The 19,579-nt window shown below is 73.4% G+C and carries 19 protein-coding genes and 1 pseudogene; 6 read left to right on the top strand and 14 right to left on the bottom strand.

What is annotated here, in order from left to right:
• Positions 1–7: 7 nt before the first annotated feature.
• From ACZ31C_RS09725 to ACZ31C_RS09740, 4 genes are all read right to left on the bottom strand, one after another.
• Entirely contained in the window at positions 8–1,267 is a 1,260-nt protein-coding gene (locus tag ACZ31C_RS09725; protein ID WP_465794867.1) for an outer membrane protein assembly factor BamB family protein, read from the bottom strand.
• A gap of 190 nt (positions 1,268–1,457) precedes the next feature.
• The gene (locus ACZ31C_RS09730) at positions 1,458–1,667 is read right to left on the bottom strand and encodes a DUF397 domain-containing protein (RefSeq protein WP_465794868.1); all 210 of its coding nucleotides are present in this window, start codon (positions 1,665–1,667) and stop codon (positions 1,458–1,460) included.
• A 170-nt stretch (positions 1,668–1,837) separates the two neighbouring features.
• Positions 1,838–3,034 (bottom strand): fumarylacetoacetase, encoded by a 1,197-nt coding sequence (fahA, locus tag ACZ31C_RS09735; protein WP_465794869.1) that lies wholly within the window; start codon positions 3,032–3,034, stop codon positions 1,838–1,840.
• Between the two features lie 31 nt (positions 3,035–3,065).
• The gene (locus ACZ31C_RS09740) at positions 3,066–3,926 is read right to left on the bottom strand and encodes a hypothetical protein (protein WP_465794870.1); all 861 of its coding nucleotides are present in this window, start codon (positions 3,924–3,926) and stop codon (positions 3,066–3,068) included.
• Positions 3,927–4,004: 78 nt separating this feature from the next.
• On the opposite strand from ACZ31C_RS09740, the gene ACZ31C_RS09745 reads away from it, so the two are divergent.
• Entirely contained in the window at positions 4,005–5,171 is a 1,167-nt protein-coding gene (locus tag ACZ31C_RS09745) for a cupin domain-containing protein (RefSeq protein WP_465794871.1), read from the top strand.
• Positions 5,172–5,984: 813 nt separating this feature from the next.
• On the opposite strand, the pseudogene ACZ31C_RS09750 reads toward ACZ31C_RS09745, so the two are convergent.
• From ACZ31C_RS09750 to ACZ31C_RS09765, 4 genes and pseudogenes are all read right to left on the bottom strand, one after another.
• Positions 5,985–6,659 (bottom strand): annotated as a pseudogene (locus ACZ31C_RS09750) (tetratricopeptide repeat protein); the annotation flags it as partial.
• A 9-nt stretch (positions 6,660–6,668) separates the two neighbouring features.
• Positions 6,669–7,148, bottom strand: coding sequence for a 2-C-methyl-D-erythritol 2,4-cyclodiphosphate synthase (ispF, locus tag ACZ31C_RS09755; protein WP_465794872.1), 480 nt, complete (start codon positions 7,146–7,148; stop codon positions 6,669–6,671).
• A 16-nt stretch (positions 7,149–7,164) separates the two neighbouring features.
• Positions 7,165–7,860, bottom strand: a complete 696-nt coding sequence (gene ispD / locus ACZ31C_RS09760; protein ID WP_465794873.1) for a 2-C-methyl-D-erythritol 4-phosphate cytidylyltransferase — start codon at positions 7,858–7,860, stop codon at positions 7,165–7,167.
• Positions 7,861–7,916: 56 nt separating this feature from the next.
• Complete coding sequence (locus ACZ31C_RS09765; RefSeq protein WP_007073334.1) at positions 7,917–8,402, bottom strand: CarD family transcriptional regulator; 486 nt, start codon at positions 8,400–8,402, stop codon at positions 7,917–7,919.
• 395 nt (positions 8,403–8,797) lie between these two features.
• On the opposite strand from ACZ31C_RS09765, the gene ACZ31C_RS09770 reads away from it, so the two are divergent.
• Entirely contained in the window at positions 8,798–9,475 is a 678-nt protein-coding gene (locus tag ACZ31C_RS09770) for a hypothetical protein (RefSeq protein WP_465794874.1), read from the top strand.
• A gap of 106 nt (positions 9,476–9,581) precedes the next feature.
• Here ACZ31C_RS09770 and ACZ31C_RS09775 read toward each other — a convergent pair whose 3' ends face one another.
• The 5 genes from ACZ31C_RS09775 to ACZ31C_RS09795 form a co-directional block, all read right to left on the bottom strand.
• Positions 9,582–10,271 carry a hypothetical protein gene (locus ACZ31C_RS09775; protein ID WP_465794875.1) on the bottom strand — a complete coding sequence of 230 codons (690 nt, stop codon included), beginning with the start codon at positions 10,269–10,271 and terminating at the stop codon, positions 9,582–9,584.
• Positions 10,272–10,298: 27 nt separating this feature from the next.
• Positions 10,299–10,901 carry a hypothetical protein gene (locus ACZ31C_RS09780; protein WP_465794876.1) on the bottom strand — a complete coding sequence of 201 codons (603 nt, stop codon included), beginning with the start codon at positions 10,899–10,901 and terminating at the stop codon, positions 10,299–10,301.
• 25 nt (positions 10,902–10,926) lie between these two features.
• A complete protein-coding gene (locus tag ACZ31C_RS09785; protein ID WP_465794877.1) occupies positions 10,927–11,976 on the bottom strand; it encodes a type III polyketide synthase in 1,050 nt (349 codons plus the stop codon).
• 34 nt (positions 11,977–12,010) lie between these two features.
• On the bottom strand, positions 12,011–13,183 hold the full coding sequence (locus ACZ31C_RS09790; RefSeq protein ID WP_465794878.1) for an acyl-CoA dehydrogenase family protein: 1,173 nt from the start codon (positions 13,181–13,183) through the stop codon (positions 12,011–12,013).
• A 201-nt stretch (positions 13,184–13,384) separates the two neighbouring features.
• Positions 13,385–14,122, bottom strand: a complete 738-nt coding sequence (locus ACZ31C_RS09795) for a methyltransferase domain-containing protein (protein ID WP_465794879.1) — start codon at positions 14,120–14,122, stop codon at positions 13,385–13,387.
• Positions 14,123–14,167: 45 nt separating this feature from the next.
• Between ACZ31C_RS09795 and ACZ31C_RS09800 the strand changes: the two genes are divergently transcribed.
• The 4 genes from ACZ31C_RS09800 (at position 14,168) to disA (ending at position 18,715) form a co-directional block, all read left to right on the top strand.
• Positions 14,168–15,007, top strand: a complete 840-nt coding sequence (locus tag ACZ31C_RS09800) for a UbiA family prenyltransferase (protein ID WP_465794880.1) — start codon at positions 14,168–14,170, stop codon at positions 15,005–15,007.
• Positions 15,008–15,148: 141 nt separating this feature from the next.
• Positions 15,149–15,892, top strand: coding sequence for a hypothetical protein (locus ACZ31C_RS09805; RefSeq protein WP_396742134.1), 744 nt, complete (start codon positions 15,149–15,151; stop codon positions 15,890–15,892).
• Between the two features lie 91 nt (positions 15,893–15,983).
• Complete coding sequence (radA, locus tag ACZ31C_RS09810; protein ID WP_396742136.1) at positions 15,984–17,435, top strand: DNA repair protein RadA; 1,452 nt, start codon at positions 15,984–15,986, stop codon at positions 17,433–17,435.
• 101 nt (positions 17,436–17,536) lie between these two features.
• Positions 17,537–18,715: a DNA integrity scanning diadenylate cyclase DisA gene (gene disA / locus ACZ31C_RS09815; protein ID WP_350699166.1), complete on the top strand. Its 1,179-nt coding sequence runs from the start codon at positions 17,537–17,539 to the stop codon at positions 18,713–18,715.
• Between the two features lie 61 nt (positions 18,716–18,776).
• Here disA and ACZ31C_RS09820 read toward each other — a convergent pair whose 3' ends face one another.
• Positions 18,777–19,508, bottom strand: a complete 732-nt coding sequence (locus ACZ31C_RS09820) for a hypothetical protein (protein WP_396742139.1) — start codon at positions 19,506–19,508, stop codon at positions 18,777–18,779.
• Positions 19,509–19,579 lie beyond the last annotated feature (71 nt).

The following is a 19,579-nucleotide window of genomic DNA, read 5'->3' on the forward strand; positions in this document are numbered from 1 at the left end:
CTAGCTCCTAGGTCGCCGCCAGCACCAGCGGCTCCGAGGTGAGGAAGTAGCGCTGGTCGTCGGCGTCCGATGCGGACGGCTGCCGGAGCCTCTCCACCGCCAGGTAGCCACCGCTCGCGTACGCCGCCCCGGGCGTCCAGCCCACCCCGTCGGCCCCCACGTTGAGCACGAAGCGGGACCGCTCGGCTCCGGTGGCCGGGTCGACGGTGATCAGGTCGTTCGTCTCGGTGACCAGGTGCACCCGGTCGGGTTGGACCGCCACGATCCGGACCGGCCCGAGGTCGGTACGCCGCCAGACCTCCTCGCCGTCCTCGCCGTCACGGGCGGACCGTCCGGTGACCACGCCGTCCGCCGCCCGGACGACCCACTCCCCGGTCAACTCGGCGTCGGCCGGGTCGAGTGCGGGTGCGGCCACCGGGCCGTCGGCGGCCAGCAGCCAGCCTCGCCCCCCGTCGTCGCCGGGGCCGGTGACACGGAGGCCACCGCAGCGCACGCCCTCGGTGAGGCACCCGACCGGCGTGACGCTCCACTCGGCGGCGGCACCCGGCGGCTCCCACCGGTCCACCGGCTCACCGCTGCGCAGGTCGCGGAACTCGACCACCGCCGGTCCCCCGCACCGGTCCAGCGAGGCGAATCGGCCGGTCGAGGTGGTGCCGACGTCGGTGCGGCAAGCGCCGTCCACCTCCGTCGACCAGAGTTGCCGGCCGTCGTCGAACGCGAAGGCGGCGAGGCGCTGCGGCCCGGACACCACGAGCGTCGGCGAGTCGCCGGCTTCGGCGTGGAACAGGCCCGCCGGGCTCCAGACCGCACCGGCGCCGGTGCGGCGCGCGGTCCACCCCTGCGCGGGCGCCGGGCCGTCGACCTGCCAGGCCACCTGTCCGGTACGCGCGTCCAGCGCCACCAGCTTCCCGTCCGACCAGTGGCTCACCACCGTGGTTCCGGTCGCGACGACCCCGCTCACCTCGGCGGGCCAGCGCCGGTACGACCAGTACGGCGTGCCCCGGTGCCGGGCGTCCACCGGCCCGTCGGCGTACACCTGACGCTGCGCCGCGTACACGCGGAGGCGACCGTCGACGATCAGCGGCGCCACCGGCAGCCGGCCGACCACCCCGGCCTCCCGCTCGGCGGCGGCCGGGTACTCGCCCCGCGCAGTCGTGCTGACCTCGGCCGGAGCGAGTACGCGGTACGCGGTGATCGCGGTGACCGCGACCATGACAGCCACGGACACCACCGCCACGATCCGCCGCCGGCCCGTCGTCAACCCCATCCCGCACCTCCGACCGGCACCCTATCCAGCCGGGCTGAGTGCGCCGGGGCACGGCCCCGAGGGTACGGACGTCACGCCCACCGGGTAGGGCCGTCGCGGCACGGGGAACGGCCGTGTCGGGGCCGTCGCGGCACGGGAAGGCCGTGTCCCACGAGAGCGGTACGGCGCTCGCGGAACACGGCCGGTGGTGTCAGCGGGTGAAGCGCCCGTCCCGGATCGCGCCGACGAACGACGTCCAGTCCGGCGGGCTGACCACGAGGACCGGCCCGGCCTGGTCCTTGGAGTCGCGTATGCCCACCACACCGTGGACACGGGCCAGGTTGTCGGCCACCTCCACACAGAGACCCTGGTCGTTCGAGCGGCTGCTGGTGCGCCAGACCGCGCCCACGAGTTCGTGCATCGTCATCTCCTCGGTTTGTGACGTGTCGCCAGCCGGGGCCGGGCCGACCGGAACGGGGGGCACCGGCCGGCCCGGCGCGTCGTGGCGACGCAATTCCGAGTCATCAACGAAGTCGGTGACGGTCCTTGATCGCACATCGAGTGCGATCAAGGAATAGTGTCGGGTTGGGGTCAGTTCGCGGGCGTGACCGTGCCGGTGACCTCACCCAACTCGATGGTGCTGCCGTCCGGTCCGGGAGCGGTCGCGGTGATGGTCACCGTGTCCCCGTCGGCGAGGAAGGTTCGCTCCGCTCCGTCCACCACGACCGCCTCGGTGCCGCCCCAGGTGAGCTCCAGGAACGAGCCGACCTGGTCCCGGCGCGGGCCGGAGACGGTGCCGGAGGCGTACAGGTCGCCGGTACGCAGCGAGGCGCCGTTGACGGTCAGGTGCGCCAACTGCTGGGCCGGCGTCCAGTACATGCCGGCGAACGGCGGCTCGCTGACCGCCTCGCCGTTCCAGCGCACGGTCAGCCGCAGGTCCAGCCCCAGGCGCGACTCCTCGCGCAGGTAGTCGACCACCGGCGGGTCCTGCTCCGGGGCGGGTACGAAGGCGTCTCGCAGCGCGTCCAGCGGCGTGATCCAGGCGGCCACCGAGGTGGCGAACGACTTGCCGAGGAAGGGCCCGAGCGGCTGGTACTCCCACGCCTGGATGTCCCGAGCCGACCAGTCGTTGACCAGCACCACCCCGAAGACGTGGTCGGCGAAGTCGGCGGCGGCGACCCGGCGTCCGAGCGGGCTCGGCACGCCCACCACGAACCCCACCTCGGCCTCGATGTCCAGGCGCGCGGACGGGCCGTAGACCGGCCCCTGCGGACCGGGCCGCTGGCCGTGCGGGCGTACCACCGGGGTGCCGGAGACCACCACCGTGCCGGCCCGGCCGTGGTAGCCGATCGGCAGGTGCTTCCAGTTCGGCAGCAGCGGCGGCTGGCCCGGCCGGAAGATCAGCCCGACGTTCGAGGCGTGGTGCTCCGAGGAGTAGAAGTCGACGTAGTCGGCCACCTCGAAGGGCAGCTCCATCGTCACCTCGGCCAGCGGCACCAGCAGCGGCTCGACCGCCGCACGGTGGGTCTCCTCGGTGAGCAGCTCGGTGATCCGCTGTCGGGCGGTGGTCCACTGCGGACGGCCCAGCGCCAGGAACGCGTTCAGCGTGGACTGCCGCAGCGCGCCGCCGGCCAGCACCAGGCCGGCCTCCTCCGCGCCCGCCAGGTCCAGCACGAGGTCCCCGACGCGTACGCCGATCCGGGGCTCGCCGGAGCCCACCCGGAACACCCCGTACGGCAGGTGGTGCACCCCGTACCCGGAACCCTCGGCACCCGTCACCCAGCTCACGCCGACCCTCCGTTCCACCGTGCCCGCTCGCTCATCCCTCGAATCCTCCGTTCACCAGCCCGAGCCGGATCAGGTCGGTCAGTGGTTCGGTAATGCTGCACGAGCCGAAGCCCACCCAGAGCGGGCGCGCCGAGTCGCGTCGTCCCTCGGTGCCCTGGACCAGCGGTCGCTCGTCACGCACGGTGAGCAGCTCGGCGACGGCGTCCACCCCGGCGCCGTCGGCGGCGGCCAGCGTGGCGGCCAGCACGTTGCCGAAGCCGTGGTGGGTGAATCCGGTCTCCGGATCCACCTGCCGCACCGCGTGGTGCAGCCCGGCGGTCAGCTTGAACGGCAGCCGTCGGTCCCGGCAGGCGCAGATCACCGCGGCCAGCTCGGCGGGGGTGGGGAACAGCTCGGCGGCCAGCCCGCCGGTGCGGAACTTCGCGGCGACCGGCAGTCCACCGGCCCGCGCCTCGGCCAGCGCGTCCAGCGCCCCCATCAGTCCGACGGTCAGCGGGATCTCGGCGTAGACGGGTACGCCGTCCAGCCGTTCGGTCAGCGTCACCAGCTCGGCCAGGCCGGGCTGCGGGTCCTCGCCGCGCCGGGCGACGGGCGCTTCGACCTGCCGGGCGGTCACGCCGAGCGGAGGCAGGCACGACAGCGCGAGCGACAGGCGGTCGAGACCGGTGTCGCCGATCAGCCCGATGGCGAGCCCGGGATCGACCAGTCCGTCCAGCTCGCCTGCGGCCACGGTCGAGGCCGGCAGCAGCAGCGGGCCGACGAGGTCGGCGTACCAGGCGGCGCGGTGTTGCCGGTGGGCGGCGAGGGCGTCGGGCAGCGACGCGCTGCCCGGCGGGAAGACGGCGGCGTCGTCGACGAGTCCGGTGACGAGCGCGGGCAGCTGCGTTGACACGAGACAAGAATGTACGGGACGCTCTAAGAAGCGGACAACAGCGTCCGATTATCGGACGCGCTGGTGACGGGAGGCGAGATGCCGTACTACCGCAGCGTCGGCGAGGTGCCACGGAAGCGCCACACCCAGTTCCGGCAGCCCGACGGCAGTCTCTACACCGAGGAGCTGATGGGCCAGGAGGGCTTCTCCTCCGACTCGTCCCTGCTCTACCACCGGTACGCGCCGACCGCGATCGTCGCCGCCGAGGAGTTCATCCCACCGGCGGTGACCCGGGCGCCCAACCTGCCGCTCAAGCCCCGGCACCTGCGTACCCACAAGCTCGACGGCACCGGGGCGGACCCGGTCCTCGGTCGGCGCTACCTGCTCGCCAACGACGACGTCCGGATCGCGTACGTGCTGGCCGACCGGCCCTCCCCGCTGTTCCGGGACGCCACCGGCGACCACTGTCTCTACGTCGAGTCCGGAGCGCTGCGGGTCGAGTCGACCTTCGGGGTGCTGGACGTGACCGCCGGCGACTACGTGATCATCCCGACCTCGACGGTGCACCGCCTGGTGCCGACCGGTGACACGCCGACCCGGCTGCTCGCCGTCGAGGCGTCCGGTCACATCGGCCCGCCCAAGCGCTACCTCTCCGTACGCGGGCAGTTCCTGGAGCACTCGCCGTACTGCGAGCGCGACGTCCGGGGACCGGACACGCCACTGCTGGTCGACGGCACCGACGTGGACGTGCTGGTTCGTCACCGTCGCGGGTGGACCCGCCACGTCTTCGCCAACCACCCGTTCGACGTGGTCGGCTGGGACGGGCACATGTACCCGTGGGCGTTCTCCATCCACGACTTCGAGCCGATCACCGGCCGGGTCCACCAGCCGCCGCCGGTGCACCAGACCTTCCAGGGGCCGAACTTCGTGATCTGCTCGTTCGTCCCGCGCAAGGTCGACTACCACCCGGGCGCCATCCCGGTGCCGTACCACCACCACAACGTCGACTCCGACGAGATGCTCTTCTACACCGGCGGCAACTACGAGGCCCGGCGCGGCTCCGGCATCGAGCAGGGGTCCATCTCGCTGCACCCGTCCGGCTTCACGCACGGTCCCCAGCCCGGCGCCGCCGAGCGCTCGATCGGCGTGGACTTCTTCGACGAGCTGGCGGTCATGGTCGACACCTTCCGGCCTCTCGACCTGTGCGACGCGGCGAGCGAGTGCGAGGACGACGCGTACGCCTGGACCTGGGCCCGGCGGCCCTGAACCGACGCGTCACCCGGCCGGTCAGGCGACCGGTCGGGTGATGATCGCGAGCTGCGCGGCCATCGCCACCCCGATCGCCAGCACCAGCGGCCACGGGGTGCCCAGCAGGGCGTAGAGCAGGATCAGCACGGGCGCCACGCAGGCCCCGTAGACGGCGAACGCGAGCGTCCGGTCGGTCCGCCGCAGCACCGGCAGCACGGTCCGGGTCAGGCCGGGCAGCCGCGACGCCTGCCGCCACACCACGAAGCCGCCGCCAGCTGCGGCCAGCAGCGCCATCATGCGGGAGAAGCCAGGCCCGGTGGCGGCCGAACAGGCGACCATCACGGCGGCGATCACCGACCAGCCGGCACCCCAGACGACGAGCTGCCGCAACGCCGCCGGCACGGTGCGGTCGGCGACCGGACCGGCCGGACCCGCGTCGCCCGGCGCGGCGAAGGGATCACCCTGATACCCGCCGGCCGATCCGCTCTCGGACGGCCAGGTCGGCGGCTCGTCCCGCCCGTCGGCGGACCGACCGACGCCCGCCCCGGCCTGGCTCGTGCCACCCTGGTCCGCTCCACCCAGCGGCCAGCCGGCCCCGCTCTGACCGCCCGGCTGGCCCGTTTCCGGCCCGCTCGTGCCGTCCGGTCGACCCGTCCCGCTCTGACCCGCCGTGGGCCAGCTCAGGCCGCCGCTGGGCCAACTCAGGCCGCTCTGGCCCGCCGTCGGCCCGCCCGACCCACTCTGACCCGGTTTCGGCCCGTCCGAGGGGTCGTTCGGGCTCTGGTCGAGACCGCTCAGGTCGTCCGGGACGGTGTCCGGTCGGTTCGGATCGGTCCGCGCCCCGTCCCGGCGGCCCGAATCGGGCGGCAGGCTGGCCACCGCCGCCTCCGCGAGCTGCTCCAGAGTCGCGCTCCACCGGCGCTGCTCCAACCGCAGCACACCGACGTCCTCGCTCACCTCGGCCAGCCGTGGGTCCAGCCGCAGCGCCTCCCGGTAGGCGCGCTCGGCCAGGTCGTACATCTGCATGTTGGCCGCCACCAGGCCAAGCACCAGATGTGCCTGCGGCTCCTCGGGCGCCAACTCCACCCCGTGCCAGGCCGCGTTCAGCGCCGGCTGTCCGTTGCGGGAGCCGGCCAGGATCGCCGCGGCGCTGCGCTGCGCGTACGCGTCCTCCGGCCCCAGCGCCATGATCTCGTCGGCGGTACGGGCGGCGTCTGCGTACCGTTCCAGGTCGCCCAGGGCCAGGCCCCGCACGACGAGTGGGGCGAGCTGCCCCGGCGCGGCTGCCACGGCGGTCTCGGCGGCGGTGAGCGCCTCGGCCGGGCGGCCGGCGGCCAGGTGCACCCGGGCCAGCATCGTCGACACGTCGACGGCAGCGGGATCGAGGGCGAGCGCGAAGCCCAGCTCGGCGGCGGCCTCGTCGTAGCGGCCCAGCTCGCCGAGGAGGGTGGCGCGCTCAAGGTAGCCGTCGGCGGCGGGCGGATCGGTGGGGACGTCGGCGGACATCGCGCGAGCCTAGCTCGCCTGCTCGTAGACCAGGGCCACCGCGATCCCGGCGAGCCCCTCACCACGCCCGGTGAAGCCCAGGCCGTCGGTGGTCGCGGCGGAGACGGTGACCGGCGCGCCGACCGCCTCGGAGAGCACCCGCTGGGCCTCCGCGCGACGCGGGCCGATCTTCGGGCGTACGCCCACCACCTGCACCGACACGTTGCCGATGGCGAAACCGGCGGCCCGGACCCGACGGGCCGACTCGGTCAGCAGCGCCACCCCGCTGGCACCCGCCCATTCGGGCTGGTCCACTCCGAAGTTGGCGCCCAGATCACCGAGACCGGCGGCGGAGAGCAGCGCGTTGCAGGCGGCGTGGGCGGCGACGTCCGCGTCCGAGTGCCCGGCCAGGCCGTCCTGGTCGGGCCAGTGCAGACCGGCCACCCAGCACGGCCGACCGGCCTCGAAGGCGTGCACGTCGGTGCCGATGGCCACCCGAGGAACGATCATGAAACGAGGGTACGCGCTAGGCGTCGAGGGAGAGCAGGTGCTCAGCCAGCGCCAGGTCGAACGGCCGAGTGATCTTCAGGGCGTGGTCCGACCCGGGTACGCAGTACACCGGTACGCCCTGCTTCTCGACCAGCCCGGCGTCGTCGGTGAGCGGGTCACCGGCGGCGGCGTGCGCGGCGGCCAGCACCGCCCGACGAAAGCCCTGCGGCGTCTGCACGGCCCGCAACGCGGCCCGGTCGACGGTGCCGAGCACCACCTCGCCCGCGTCGACTTCCTTGATCGTGTCGACCACCGGCAGCACGGGGATCACTGCGTCGTGGCCGGCCCGGACCGCGGCGGCCACCGACTCCACGAGTGCTGGTGGGGTCAACGCACGGGCCGCGTCGTGCACCAGGACGATCTCGGGGCCGTCCGGCACGGCGGCCAGGGCGGCGGCCACCGACGCCTGCCGTTCCGCCCCGCCCGGCACCACCGTCACCGGCGCGACCGGGGCGAGCAGTTCGCGGACCGCCGAGACGTCGGCGACCGGGGCGGCCACCACGATCGTGTGCACCGACGGGGCGGCGGCGAGCCGGCGGACCGCGTGCACCAGCAGCGGCTCGCCGGCCAACAGCCGTAGTGCCTTCGGACGGCCGGGCCCCAGGCGTACGCCGGCACCGGCCGCAGGCACGAGGACCGCGACGTCACCGCGCGGATTCAGCTGCGCGGTCACGTCGCGGTCCTCGATGGTTTCTTCGCTACGAAGTGGGTACGACGATGCTGTGCGGACTAGGCCTCGGTCAGCACCTTGTCGAGCAGCGTCTCCGCCTCGTCCTTGGTGCTCTTCTCGGCCAGCGCGACCTCGCCGACGAGAATGTCGCGAGCCTTGGCGAGCATCCGCTTCTCGCCTGCGGACAGCCCGCGCTCCCGCTCCCGGCGCCACAGGTCACGCACGACCTCGGCCACCTTCAGCGGGTTACCGGAGGCCAGCTTCTCCAGATTTGCCTTGTAACGCCGCGACCAGTTGGTCGGCTCCTCGGTGTGCGGAGCCCGGAGAACGTCGAATACCTTGCCGAGACCCTCTTCGCCGACCACCTCGCGCACACCCACGATCTCGGCGTTCTCAGCGGGCACCCGGACCGTCAGGTCACCCTGCGCGACCCTCAGGACGAGGTACTGCTTGGGCTCGCCCTTGATGACCCGAGTCTCGATTGCCTCGATGAGTGCGGCCCCGTGGTGGGGGTAAACAACGGTCTCGCCGACACTGAAAACCATAGGTTCGAAACCCCTTTCGCTGTGTCTAGGGTAACACGCTCAGGCACCGATGTCTCACCGCTGTCCTGACCGTTGGCGCAGCTCAGGGGCCCTGTGAGAGGTATTTCTTCGGCTTGACAGACCGCCCAAACAATGATTCGACCACGCTGCGTAATCAGCAGATGACCCCCGGGTACCGCCCGGGGAAGAGCATCGAAGATCACGACTGGCATTGCACGTCAGGGCCTACGCCACCCGCCCCATGATATCCCGCCGTTGAAGAGTGTGGGCAGCGGTAGCGGGACCCGGGCCTGGTACGGGACGCTTGAGGGGTGCCCGCGTATGCACATCCGCGACGGGCGAGAGCGACCGGCGACAGGGCGGTCCCCACCGCCGGTCGCGCTGAGGAGGTGGTGATGGGCAAGGCCGACGCCGACGGTCCCGGGTTGCCCGACCTGCCGCCCGAGTGGGGCCGGGTGGTCGTCCCCGACGACGCCGCCGCCCTCGCGGACGAAGCCGAGCAGGTACGCCGCGAGCTGTGTGGCAGGGCCGCCGGGCACGCCCGCCGATGGCGTCCGTCCGCGTTGCCCGTGCTCGCGCTGCTGCTCGCGGTCGTGGCGACCGTCGCCGGCCTGGCCGCCGCCACCTGGCCCCGCGCCGGCCGCTCCCCCGGTCCGACCACCGGCACTGGCGACCCGGCACCGATCCGGCTCACCGGACGACCACTGCCCGCCCTGGACCTGGTCGACGGCGGTCAGTCCCCGGTGCCGCTGCGGGCCCTGGTGCCGACCGTGGTGCTGCTGGTCGACGGGTGCGCCTGCCCGGAGCGGGTCGCCGAGGCAGCGACGGCGGCACCGGCCGGAGTGAGCGTGGTCACCGTCGCCGCCGCCCGCCCCCGGGCCGCACCGGCCGGCACCGAGGTCCGCGCGCTGGCCGACCCGGCTGGTGGCCTCCGCGACTTCCTGCACCTGCCGGCCCGCCCGGACACCGTGACCGCCCTGCTCGCCGATCGCACCGGCCGGGTCGTCCTGGTCGTGCCCGAGGTCGACTCCCTCGCCGACTACCAGGCCGAACTCGCCCGCCTGGCGGGCTGACCTCGCGCCGCCGAGCCGGACCGCGAGCGCCCGGCCAGGCCCGACCCCGCCACCGCGACACCCGGCCCTTCCGGCACCGGCCGCCGGTCGGCGGGCACGACCGATCTCAGGACTGAGCGACCAGGCGGGCCACCAGCTGAGCCTGCGCCGCGTCGCCGGGATGGAACGTGACCCGCAGCCGCCCGCCGGCAGCGGTGATCCCGATCGTCGACACCGTCCCCGTGCACTCCACCCTGTGGGGGTAGAACGCTCCCCGGGCACCGTCGACGGCGACATTGACCTCGCCCGAGCCGGTGCACCTGACGAGCAGCGCCAACTGGTCGCCATCGCCGACCCGAGCCCTGCGGACCACAGGCTCGCCCGGACGCAGCACCGATCGGTCGATCCACACCACGTTGCCGCCGCCCGCTCGCCGCCGGCCCGACTCTCCGGTCTCCGGAGCGCTGACGTCGCCGGACCCGACCAGCATGCGTCTCGTGCCGTCGCGCGGTTCGAGCACGAGAGAGGAACCGGCGGCCGGATCCATCCCGATCACCGCGCCGGTGGCCGGATCCAGCCAGAACGACGCCGTCGCCCCGGACCGGACCGAGGCCGGACCGGAATTCTGCCGGTTCCCACCGACGAACGGATCCACCGGCCACTCGATCGTCTGCGGGGAGCCGTCGGACGCCGACCGGGCACCGGTGCCGACGCTTGGTGCGGTCGCCTGCCACCATCCGCCACCGGCAACGAGCGCCACCACGCCCACACCGGCGAGCAGGGCGCCTCGGAGCCGATGGACGGGATCATCACGCATGCCGGAAAGAGTAGATGCTCGAACGGCTCAGGACGGGGCGATCAGGCGGGCCTCCAGTTGCAACGGCTCCGCACCGGCGGCGGAGAACGAGATGCGTACCGGCCCGCCGGTGCCGGTGACCTCCGTCATGGCCGCCCCACCGTCGCAGCCGATCGTGATCGGATCGGCCGCCCGCGCTCCGTCGACCGTCACCAACAGATCTCCCGGCCCGACGCACCGGAAGCGGAGCCGGAACGTCTCCCCGTACCCGATCGGGGCCTGTCGGACCACCGACGCCCCCTCGGTCAGTTTCGTCAGCTCGGTCCAGACCACATTGGGGACCTCCGCCCGCCGTAGGCTCCGATGGTCGGCACTGGACGAGGCGTCCACCGTGCCGCCGGGTGGCCCGTACCCGCCGCCGGGGGGTGCCGAGACGACGGAGCCGGTTCGTGCGTCGAGTACGACACTGGTCCTGGTGCCGGATTCCATCCGCCACGTCGTCGCCGACCTCGGGCCGTCGCCGGAAGCGATCGACGCCGGGGCGCCCGTCGGCTCCTGCGCCTGCCACCACCAGCCCCCGAGCACCAGCGCGACCGCACCGAGCCCGGCGAGCAGAGCGCCGCGCAGCCGGTGAACCGGATCGACGTTCATCTCTAAAGAGTAGCCGCCCGCACGGTCAGACATGACGTTCCAGCAGGACCGCGTAGAGAGTCAGACCGGGGCCGAAGGCGAGCATCACCACCCGGCGCGGTGACGGCGCGGCCCGCAGCAGACGGTCGAGGATCAGCAGCACCGTCGGGGACGAGCAGTTGCCATGCTCGTCCAGCGTCGCCCGGGACGCCGCCAAACCGGTCAGCGGCAACTCCAGTTCGCGCTCCACCACGTTCAGGATGCGAGGGCCGCCCGGGTGCACCGCCCAGCCGTCCACCCCGGACACCGTGGCGCCGTGCCGGACCAGCAGATCCTCCACCAGCCCGCGTACGTGGGTCGACAGCACCTGCGGCACCTTCGGCGAGAGCCCCATCCGGAAGCCGGTGTCGGTCACGTCCCACGTCATGTGATCGGCCGTGGAGGTGTCGGTGACCGAGGTGACCTCGCGTACCGCGTACCCCCGACCACCGGGGACGAGCACGGCGGCGACCGCGGCGTCCGAGAAGAGCGCGTGGGAGACGATCTGCTGGGTGTCCACCCGGGCCGACGAGGGTTGCAGGTGCAGGCTGGTCAGCTCGGCGCAGAGCAGCAACGCCGGGCGGCCCCGGGAGACCACGAAGTCACTCGCCGCGCCCAACCCGGGCAGGGCCGCGTAACAGCCCATGTGGCCGACGAACATCCGCTGCGTCGTCGGGGACATGCCCAGGTCACGGGCGAGCAGGATGTCCAGCCCCGGGGTGGCGTACCCGGTGCAGGAGCAGACCACGAAGAGACCGACGTCCCCGGCGTCCAGACCGGCCGAGGTCAACGCGCGGCCGACCGCCTCCTTGCCCAGCGGCAACGCCTCCACCTGGTAGCGGCGCATCCGCCGCTCGGTCGGCCAGTCCGAGACGTCCTCGATCAACGGACTCACCGCCGCCTGTCGGCGGCTCACCCCCGAGTTCGCGAAGATCCGTTCGGCGAGCGCACGGGTGCTACCGGAATAGTGCCGGGAGAAGAACCTCTCCCAGAGTTCCTGCTGGTCGGCCGAGGGCGGATGAGCCGTACCCACACCCGCGATCACCGGTACGGTCACCGTCCCACCTTCCGCTCGCTCGGGCTCCTCACGCTCACCAACGAGGAGCCGACCCGTCACGGTCCGGGTCGCCGCCGAGCGCGGCGATGCCCAACCAGTCGGCGCAGACGTCGGAGGTGGCCGGGTGCAGCGACCCGCAACGGGCGTCCCGATAGAGGCGTTCCAACGGGTGACCACGCCGGGTGGCGGAGGTGCCGGCCGCCTCCAGCATGGACGCGGCCGCCTCCGCCGCGGTCGTACCGGCCAGCAGCTTGGCCCGCCACACCCAGCGGTTCGTCTCGGCGTCGCCCGGCGCCTCGTCCACCCGGCGGGCCGCCTCGGCGACCGCGAGCTGCGCCGCCGCCACCGCCGCGTCGGCCCGCCCCAACCGGGCGCGGACCGCCGGCAGGTGCGTCAGACCCCGGGCGTGCAGGTGTTCCGCCGCCGCGTCGATCGACGCGCGCGCCACCCCGACGTAGACGGCGGCGTAGCTGGCCACCAGCCAGTGCGGCATGAGTTGGGCGACCACCAGGGCCAGACCCTCCACCCCGCCGAGCAGCCGATCGGCGGGCACGGTGACGTCCAGGTGAAGGTCGTGCGAGGCGGTCGCGCGCATGCCGAGCGCGTCCCAGGTCGGCTCGACGGTCAGGCCCGCACCGGCCGGGACCAGGAACTGCGAGACCACCGACGGGTCGGCCGCGCTGCGGGCCGCCACCAGGTAACCGTCGGCGTGGCCGGCACCCGAGCAGAAGGTCTTGCTGCCCTTGATCCGCCAGCCGCCGTCGACCGGCTCGTAGACCGTGGTGAGCTGGGACAGCCGGGCACCGGCACCACGTTCGCTCATCGCGACCGCGTACCAGGCACCCTCGGCCGCCGCCCGCAGCAACCGGTCGCGGGCTGCGAGCGCCTCCTCCGGTACGCCCAACGCCTCGGCCAGTTCCTCGGTGACCGCGCCCAGGGCGCCGGTGACCGAGGCGTGCATGTTGAACACCAGAGCCGTGGCGCCGTTGCCCCGGGCCAGTTCGGTGGCGACGGCCGCGTACCCGGCGAACGTCGCCCCGGTGCCGCCCAACTCGGCGGGGACCATCAGCCCGAACAGCCCGGCCGCACCGAGATCGGCGAAGTCGTCGACCGGGAACGACCCGTCCCGGTCGTGCTCGGCCGCGCGAGCGGCCAGCCGGGGCGTCAGCCGCCGCGCGGCGTCCACCGCTGCAAAGCGCTCGCTCATGTCAGCACTCCGCTACGCTGCGTGCCGCCACGAGACACCCACGCACTGAGCCGATGACTCGCTCGCTGACGCTCGCTCATGTCGGCACTCCGCTACGCTGCGTGCCGCCACGAGACACCCACGCACTGAGCCGATGACTCGCTCGCTGACGCTCGCTCATGGAACCCCCTTCTCGGCTTCCCCTACCCCCGCCCGGACCGGCTACCCGCCGTACACCCCGCGTCCCTGGTAGAGCACGGCCGGCGAACCGGTCGGCACGATCCGGGGCGCCTGACCGGGCGGCGTCGCCGCGCCGCGTACCTGTCGAAACAGCCAGCGCAGCAGGCCCGGCACCGCCGGGCGGACACCCCGGACCCGTAGGTCCACGCCGTGGCGGGCACACTCGGCCACCAGCTCACGATGGTCCACGAACAACCGTGGGTCGTGGATGCCGCGCGGCACGGTCGGCAGCCGCTCGGCGATGCGGACCGCGACCAGCCGACACAGCGCGGTGTCGTTGAGCGTGTCCAGCACCAGCAACCCGCCGGGACGCAGCAGGCGGCAGGCCTGCGCCACCACGGCCCGCCAGTCGGGTACGTGTTCCAGCAGCTCACCGGCGGCCACCACGTCGGCGCACCGGTCGGCGAGGGGCACCGCCGTGGCGTCTCCGTTGACCACCGTCACGCCGTGCGCGGCCGCCTGGGCCAGCGCGGACCGGGTCAGGTCCACTCCCACGTGGCGGTAGCCCTTGCCGACCAGGTGCGGAGCGAGCAGACCGGCGCCGCACCCGAGGTCGACCAGAAGCGCGTCGGGTCGCGTCGCCGGTGGCACCATGGCCGCCCGCGCCTCGGCCAGCCAGTGCAGCATCGCGAACGCGCCGTCCGGTCGCCACCATTCGCCGGCCAGGTCGTCGTACTGACGCAGGTCGTTGCGGGGCAGGCTCAAGCCGGCGTCACGCATTCACCGAGCGTGGCACGACTAGCCGGTAACGACCAGACTTCCGTTATGTCGTCCACGGTGTTAGGGCTGGTCAGAGCGAGCCATCCAGAGCCGACGATGGCCGTCACCACAGTGGCCGGTCTGCTCGCGGCCGGCGTCGGGCACCCACCCGGCGGAATCGCCGTGGTGGCGCTGACGGTGGCGGCGAGCCAGTTCGCGGTGGGGTGGACCAACGACGCGCTCGACGCCGACCGGGACGCCGCGGTGGGGCGTACCGACAAGCCGGTGGCCGCCGGTGTCGTCAGCCGGCGGGTCGTCGCGGTGGCCGCCGGGCTGGCCGCCGTCACGACCGTGGGGCTGGCCCTGACCACGAACCCGGCCGCTGCGCTCTGCGCCGTCGTCGCGTTGGTCTCGGCCCTGCTGTACGACTGGCCGCTCAAGTGGACCCCGGCCTCGGTGCTGCCGTACGCCATCTCCTTCGGCGCGCTGCCCGCCTTCGTGGTGCTGGCGCTGCCCGGCGCGCCGACGCCGCCGGTGTGGCTGGTCGCCGCTGCGGCCCTGCTCGGCGCCGGTGCGCACTTCGCCAACGTGCTGCCCGATTTCGTCGACGACGCCCGAACCGGGGTGCGCGGCATGCCGCATCGGGTGGGTCCGGCGGGCAGCCGGGCGGCTGCCGTCGGGCTGCTCGTCGCGGCGACCGTCACGCTGGTGCTGGGCCCACCCGGCCCGCCGTCCGGCCTCGGGCTCGCGGCGGTCGTCGCGGCCGTGATCATCCTGGTTCTCGCCTGGTACGCCGGACGCACCGCCGACCGGCCCGGGGCCCGCTCGGTGGCCGCCTTCCGGGCCGTCATGCTGGTGGCCCTGATCGATGTCGTCCTGCTGGTCACGAGTGGTCGACTGGTCTGACCACGTCCCCCGGCAGGTGGCAGCACCGGGTCGCCGTGCGGGCCACGATCAGCTCCAACTACGCTGGGAATCGGTCTGCGCGGGTATGGCCAGCGGTTCCGGCGACGTCGCCGGGGTGTGATCGTGACGAGGAGGACCGACGTGACGCGCTCGATCAGGGGTTCCCGGCGGGCTGCCGTGCTGCTGCCCGGGATCGCGGCGGCAGCCGGCATGCTGCTGCTGTCGGGATGCGGCGCCGGTCAGATCTCCGAGACGGCGAACAAGGTCCCGTCGATCCAGGGCGTCGACCTCCAGGCCGAGGACGGCCGGTACGGCGTCCGCAGCGTGCTGGTCGCCTACCCCGGCGTGGAGGGCTACCAGGCCGGCGACGACGCCATCCTGAACGCGCTCTTCTACAACGACTCGCCCGACCCGGTCACCGTGACCGTCACCTCGTCGGATGCCCGCGAGGTGGTACTCACCACGGTCCAGGCCGCGACCAGCCCGTCGCCCACGGCCTCGCCCTCGCCGACCGGCTCCCCGTCGCCGGAGCAGTCCCCGGAGGGCACCCCCTCCCCGGGCGGTTCCCCGTCGCCGGACGAGACGCCCTCCCCGGACGAGACGCCCTCGCCCGACGCGACCGAGTCGCCGGCCGGCGGCCCGGCCCGGATCGAGATCCCGCCGCTGAGCTACGTGCAGCTCAACACCGAGGGCGAGCAGGTGCTCCAGCTCCTCGGGCTGAACTCGGCTCTGCTCGCGGGTCAGAACATCACGGTCAGCTTCGACTTCGGTGACGGCAACACGATCACCAGTCCGGCCCCGGTGGCCGTGCCGCTCAGCCCGGCCCCGCCGCCGTCGCCGATCATCGAGCGGCACACCGAGTTCGAGGGCGAAGGCGGCCACTGACCCGTCCCGCCGGAGTTTCCGACGGCACCGTCGGCGTGGTGCACCCATGCCGACGGTGCCGTCGTCGTACCGGGGGGTTAGCGTCGCTCGGGTGAGCATCTCCCGATCGACCCCGGCCCGGGGAGCGGGTGGCGGGCGCGGCAGGGCCGCCGCCCGTGAGCCCCGCCCCGCGTACGAGTGCGACGCCTGCGGGCACCAGCCGCCCAAGTGGGTGGGGCGCTGCCCGGAGTGCGGCGAGTGGGGCTCGGTGGTCGAGTGCACCGTCACCGGCCCGACCGTCTCCGGACGCGTGGTCAGCTCCCGGATGCCCGCCGAGCCGGCCCGGCCCATCGCCACCATCAGTGCCGCACCGGCGCGCGCCCGGCCCACCGGCGTCAGCGAGCTGGACCGGGTGCTCGGCGGCGGACTGGTGCCCGGGGCGGTGGTGCTGCTCGCCGGTGAGCCGGGAGTCGGCAAGTCCACCCTGCTGCTCGACGTGGCCCAGCAGTGGGCCGCCGGCGCGGGCAGCCCCTCGCTGGTGGTCAGCGGCGAGGAGTCGGTCAGCCAGGTCCGGCTGCGGGCCGAGCGGATGGGCACCCTGCACGACCAGCTCTACCTGGCCGCCGAGAGCGACCTCGCGGCGGTGCTCGGCCACCTCGACGCGGTCAAGCCCGGCCTGCTGGTGCTCGACTCGGTGCAGACCATCTCCACCACCGGCACCGAGGGTGTGCCGGGCGGGGTGACCCAGGTGCGGGCGGTCACCGCCGCCCTGGTCTCGGTCGCCAAGGAGCGCGGCATCGCCACCGTGCTGGTCGGCCACGTGACCAAGGACGGCCAGGTGGCCGGTCCCCGGGTGCTGGAGCACCTGGTCGACGTGGTGCTGCACTTCGAGGGCGACAAGCACTCCTCGCTGCGGATGGTGCGCGGCGTCAAGAACCGGTTCGGCGCGGCCGACGAGGTGGGCTGCTTCGAGATGCACGAGGGCGGCATCAGCAGCCTGGCCGACCCGTCCGGGCTGTTCCTCACCCGCTACAGCGAGCCGGTGCCGGGCACCTGCGTGACGGTGGCGATGGAGGGACGCCGGGCACTGGTGACCGAGGTGCAGGCGTTGATCGGCGCCACGGTGGCCGGTTCGCCCCGGCGTACCGTCTCCGGGCTGGACTCGGCCCGGCTGGCGATGGTGCTCGCGGTGCTCCAGCGTCGCACCGAACGACTCACCCTGCACGACCGGGAGGTCTTCGCAGCCACCGTCGGCGGCATCCGGGTGGTGGAGCCGTCCGCGGACCTGGCGGTCGCCCTCGCGGTCGCCTCCGGCGGCCTGAACCTGGCGATCGCGCCGCACCTGGTGGCGATCGGCGAAGTCGGCCTGACCGGCGAGGTACGCCGGGTGGGCGCGGTGCCGCGCCGACTCTCCGAGGCGGCCCGGCTCGGGTTCCGGCTGGCCCTGGTGCCGCCCGGATGCGGACCCGCGAGCACCGGCGCCGGGCCGGAGCAGATGCGGGTGGTGGAGGTGTCCGACGTCCGGGCGGCGTTGCAGGCCGCAGCCCGGGCTTCGGCGGAGTGAGCCGCGTCTCCGGCGGACGGGGCGGACGGGACGGGCCGAATCGTGACACATCCCAGTAACCACAGGAGCACCCACCGCAGGGCAGTCCGTAGACTGTGCCCGTGCCGATCGACCGCGAAACCACCAAGCCTGCCGGCGCGACACCCCACGCCCGCACCGGTGCCGTGGGCTCGCCCGCTCGTCCGATCAGCGTCAGCGTGACCGGGGGCGGCAGCGCCGGCGACCCGCTGCGCGCGAATCTGGCGCTGATGGCGCCGGGCACCGCGCTCCGCGACGGCTTGGAGCGCATCCTGCGCGGTCGCACCGGCGCACTGATCGTCCTCGGGTACGACAAGGTGGTCGAGGGTCTGTGCACGGGCGGTTTCCCGCTGGACGTCGAGTTCTCCGCCACCCGGGTCCGTGAGCTGTGCAAGATGGACGGCGCGGTGGTGCTCTCCAGCGACGGCACCCGGATCGTCCGGGCCGCCGTGCACCTGATGCCCGACCCGACCATCCCGACCGAGGAGTCCGGCACCCGGCACCGCACCGCCGAGCGGGTGGCCCGGCAGACCGGTTACCCGGTGATCTCGGTCAGTCAGTCGATGCGGATCATCAGCCTCTACGTCAACGGTCAGCGGCACGTGCTGGACGACTCGGCGGCCATCCTGTCCCGGGCCAACCAGGCGTTGGCCACCCTGGAGCGCTACAAGCTCCGGCTGGACGAGGTCTCCGGCACCCTCTCCGCGCTGGAGATCGAGGACCTGGTCACCGTCCGGGACGCGGTGGCCGTGGTGCAACGGCTGGAGATGGTCCGCCGGATCGCCGACGAGATCGCCGGCTACGTGGTCGAGCTGGGCACCGACGGCCGACTGCTCGCCCTGCAGCTCGACGAGCTGATGGCCGGCGTGGACGCCGACCGCACCCTGGTCATCCGGGACTACCTGCCCACCGGCCGTAAGCCCCGCACCCTCGACGAGGCCCTGGTCGAGCTGGACCTGCTCAGCGCCACCGAGCTGATCGACCTGGTGTCGGTCGCCAAGGCGATCGGTTACCCGGCCGCGTCCGACGCGCTGGAGGCGGCGGTCAGCCCGCGCGGCTTCCGGCTGCTGGCCAAGGTACCCCGACTGCCGGTGGCGGTGGTGGACCGGCTGGTGCTGCACTTCGGCAGCCTCCAGCGGCTGCTCGGCGCGACGGTCGAGGACCTGCAGGCCGTCGAGGGCGTCGGCGACGCGCGGGCCCGAGGCGTACGCGAGGGACTCTCCCGGCTCGCCGAGGCGTCCATCCTGGAACGCTACGTCTGAGCCCGACCGCGATCACCGGACGGCCCGGGTCCCCGCCCGGTGAGCCGTGAGCCGGTGCCGGTCAGCCGGTCAGCCGAAGCTTGGCCGGCTGGCTCAGTCGGGTACCCACCCGCGCGAAGACCTCGTACGTCCCGGCCTGCACGACCGGGCCGTTCGCCACTCCCTCGGCGCACCGGCTGCTGTCCTTGCCGTTCCAGCCGACCTGGTAGGAGCGCTCGAATCCCGGCGTGAAGGACTGGGTGTCCGACCCGGAGGCCGTACCACACGTGTCCGAGGACCAGACCACCTCGGCGCCGGACTTGATGAAGATCTCCTGCGCGTCCGCGCCGACGTCCCGGCTACACGTCCGTTCCGCCCGGTTGCGGATCTTGAGGTGCAGGTCGACGGCGGCACCGCGTACCACCTCGCCGGGCAGAGCCTGGGCGGTCACCACGATCTCGTTGTCGGTGCACGAGCCGTCGTCGGTCGAGGTGTTGTTGACCGGCGGGTCGTTGCTGAGCGACGGCTCGTTCGACGGACTGGCCGCCGGGTCGCCGGACGGCGTGGACGGACCGGCTCCGGCGTCACCTGACGGGGGCGAGCCGGTCTCCGGGGTCAACACCGACCCGGTCGGCCCCGGCGTACCAGTCGACGCACCGGGATCGGGCTGACCGTTGCCGGTCGCGCCGGGATCGCCGCTCTGCCCGTTACAGGAGTAGAGCACGACAACCAGCAGGAGCAGGACCGCGCCGAGCACGACGGCACGACGCCGCCAATACACCGCGGGAGACAGGGGGCCGACCGTCAGACGCATGATGCCCCCACCGTAGCGGCGTCGCACACGACGGACGGTAGCGACGCGCCGGGGTCGACAGCACCCAACGG

This window comes from Micromonospora sp. NPDC023869, from assembly GCF_055559695.1.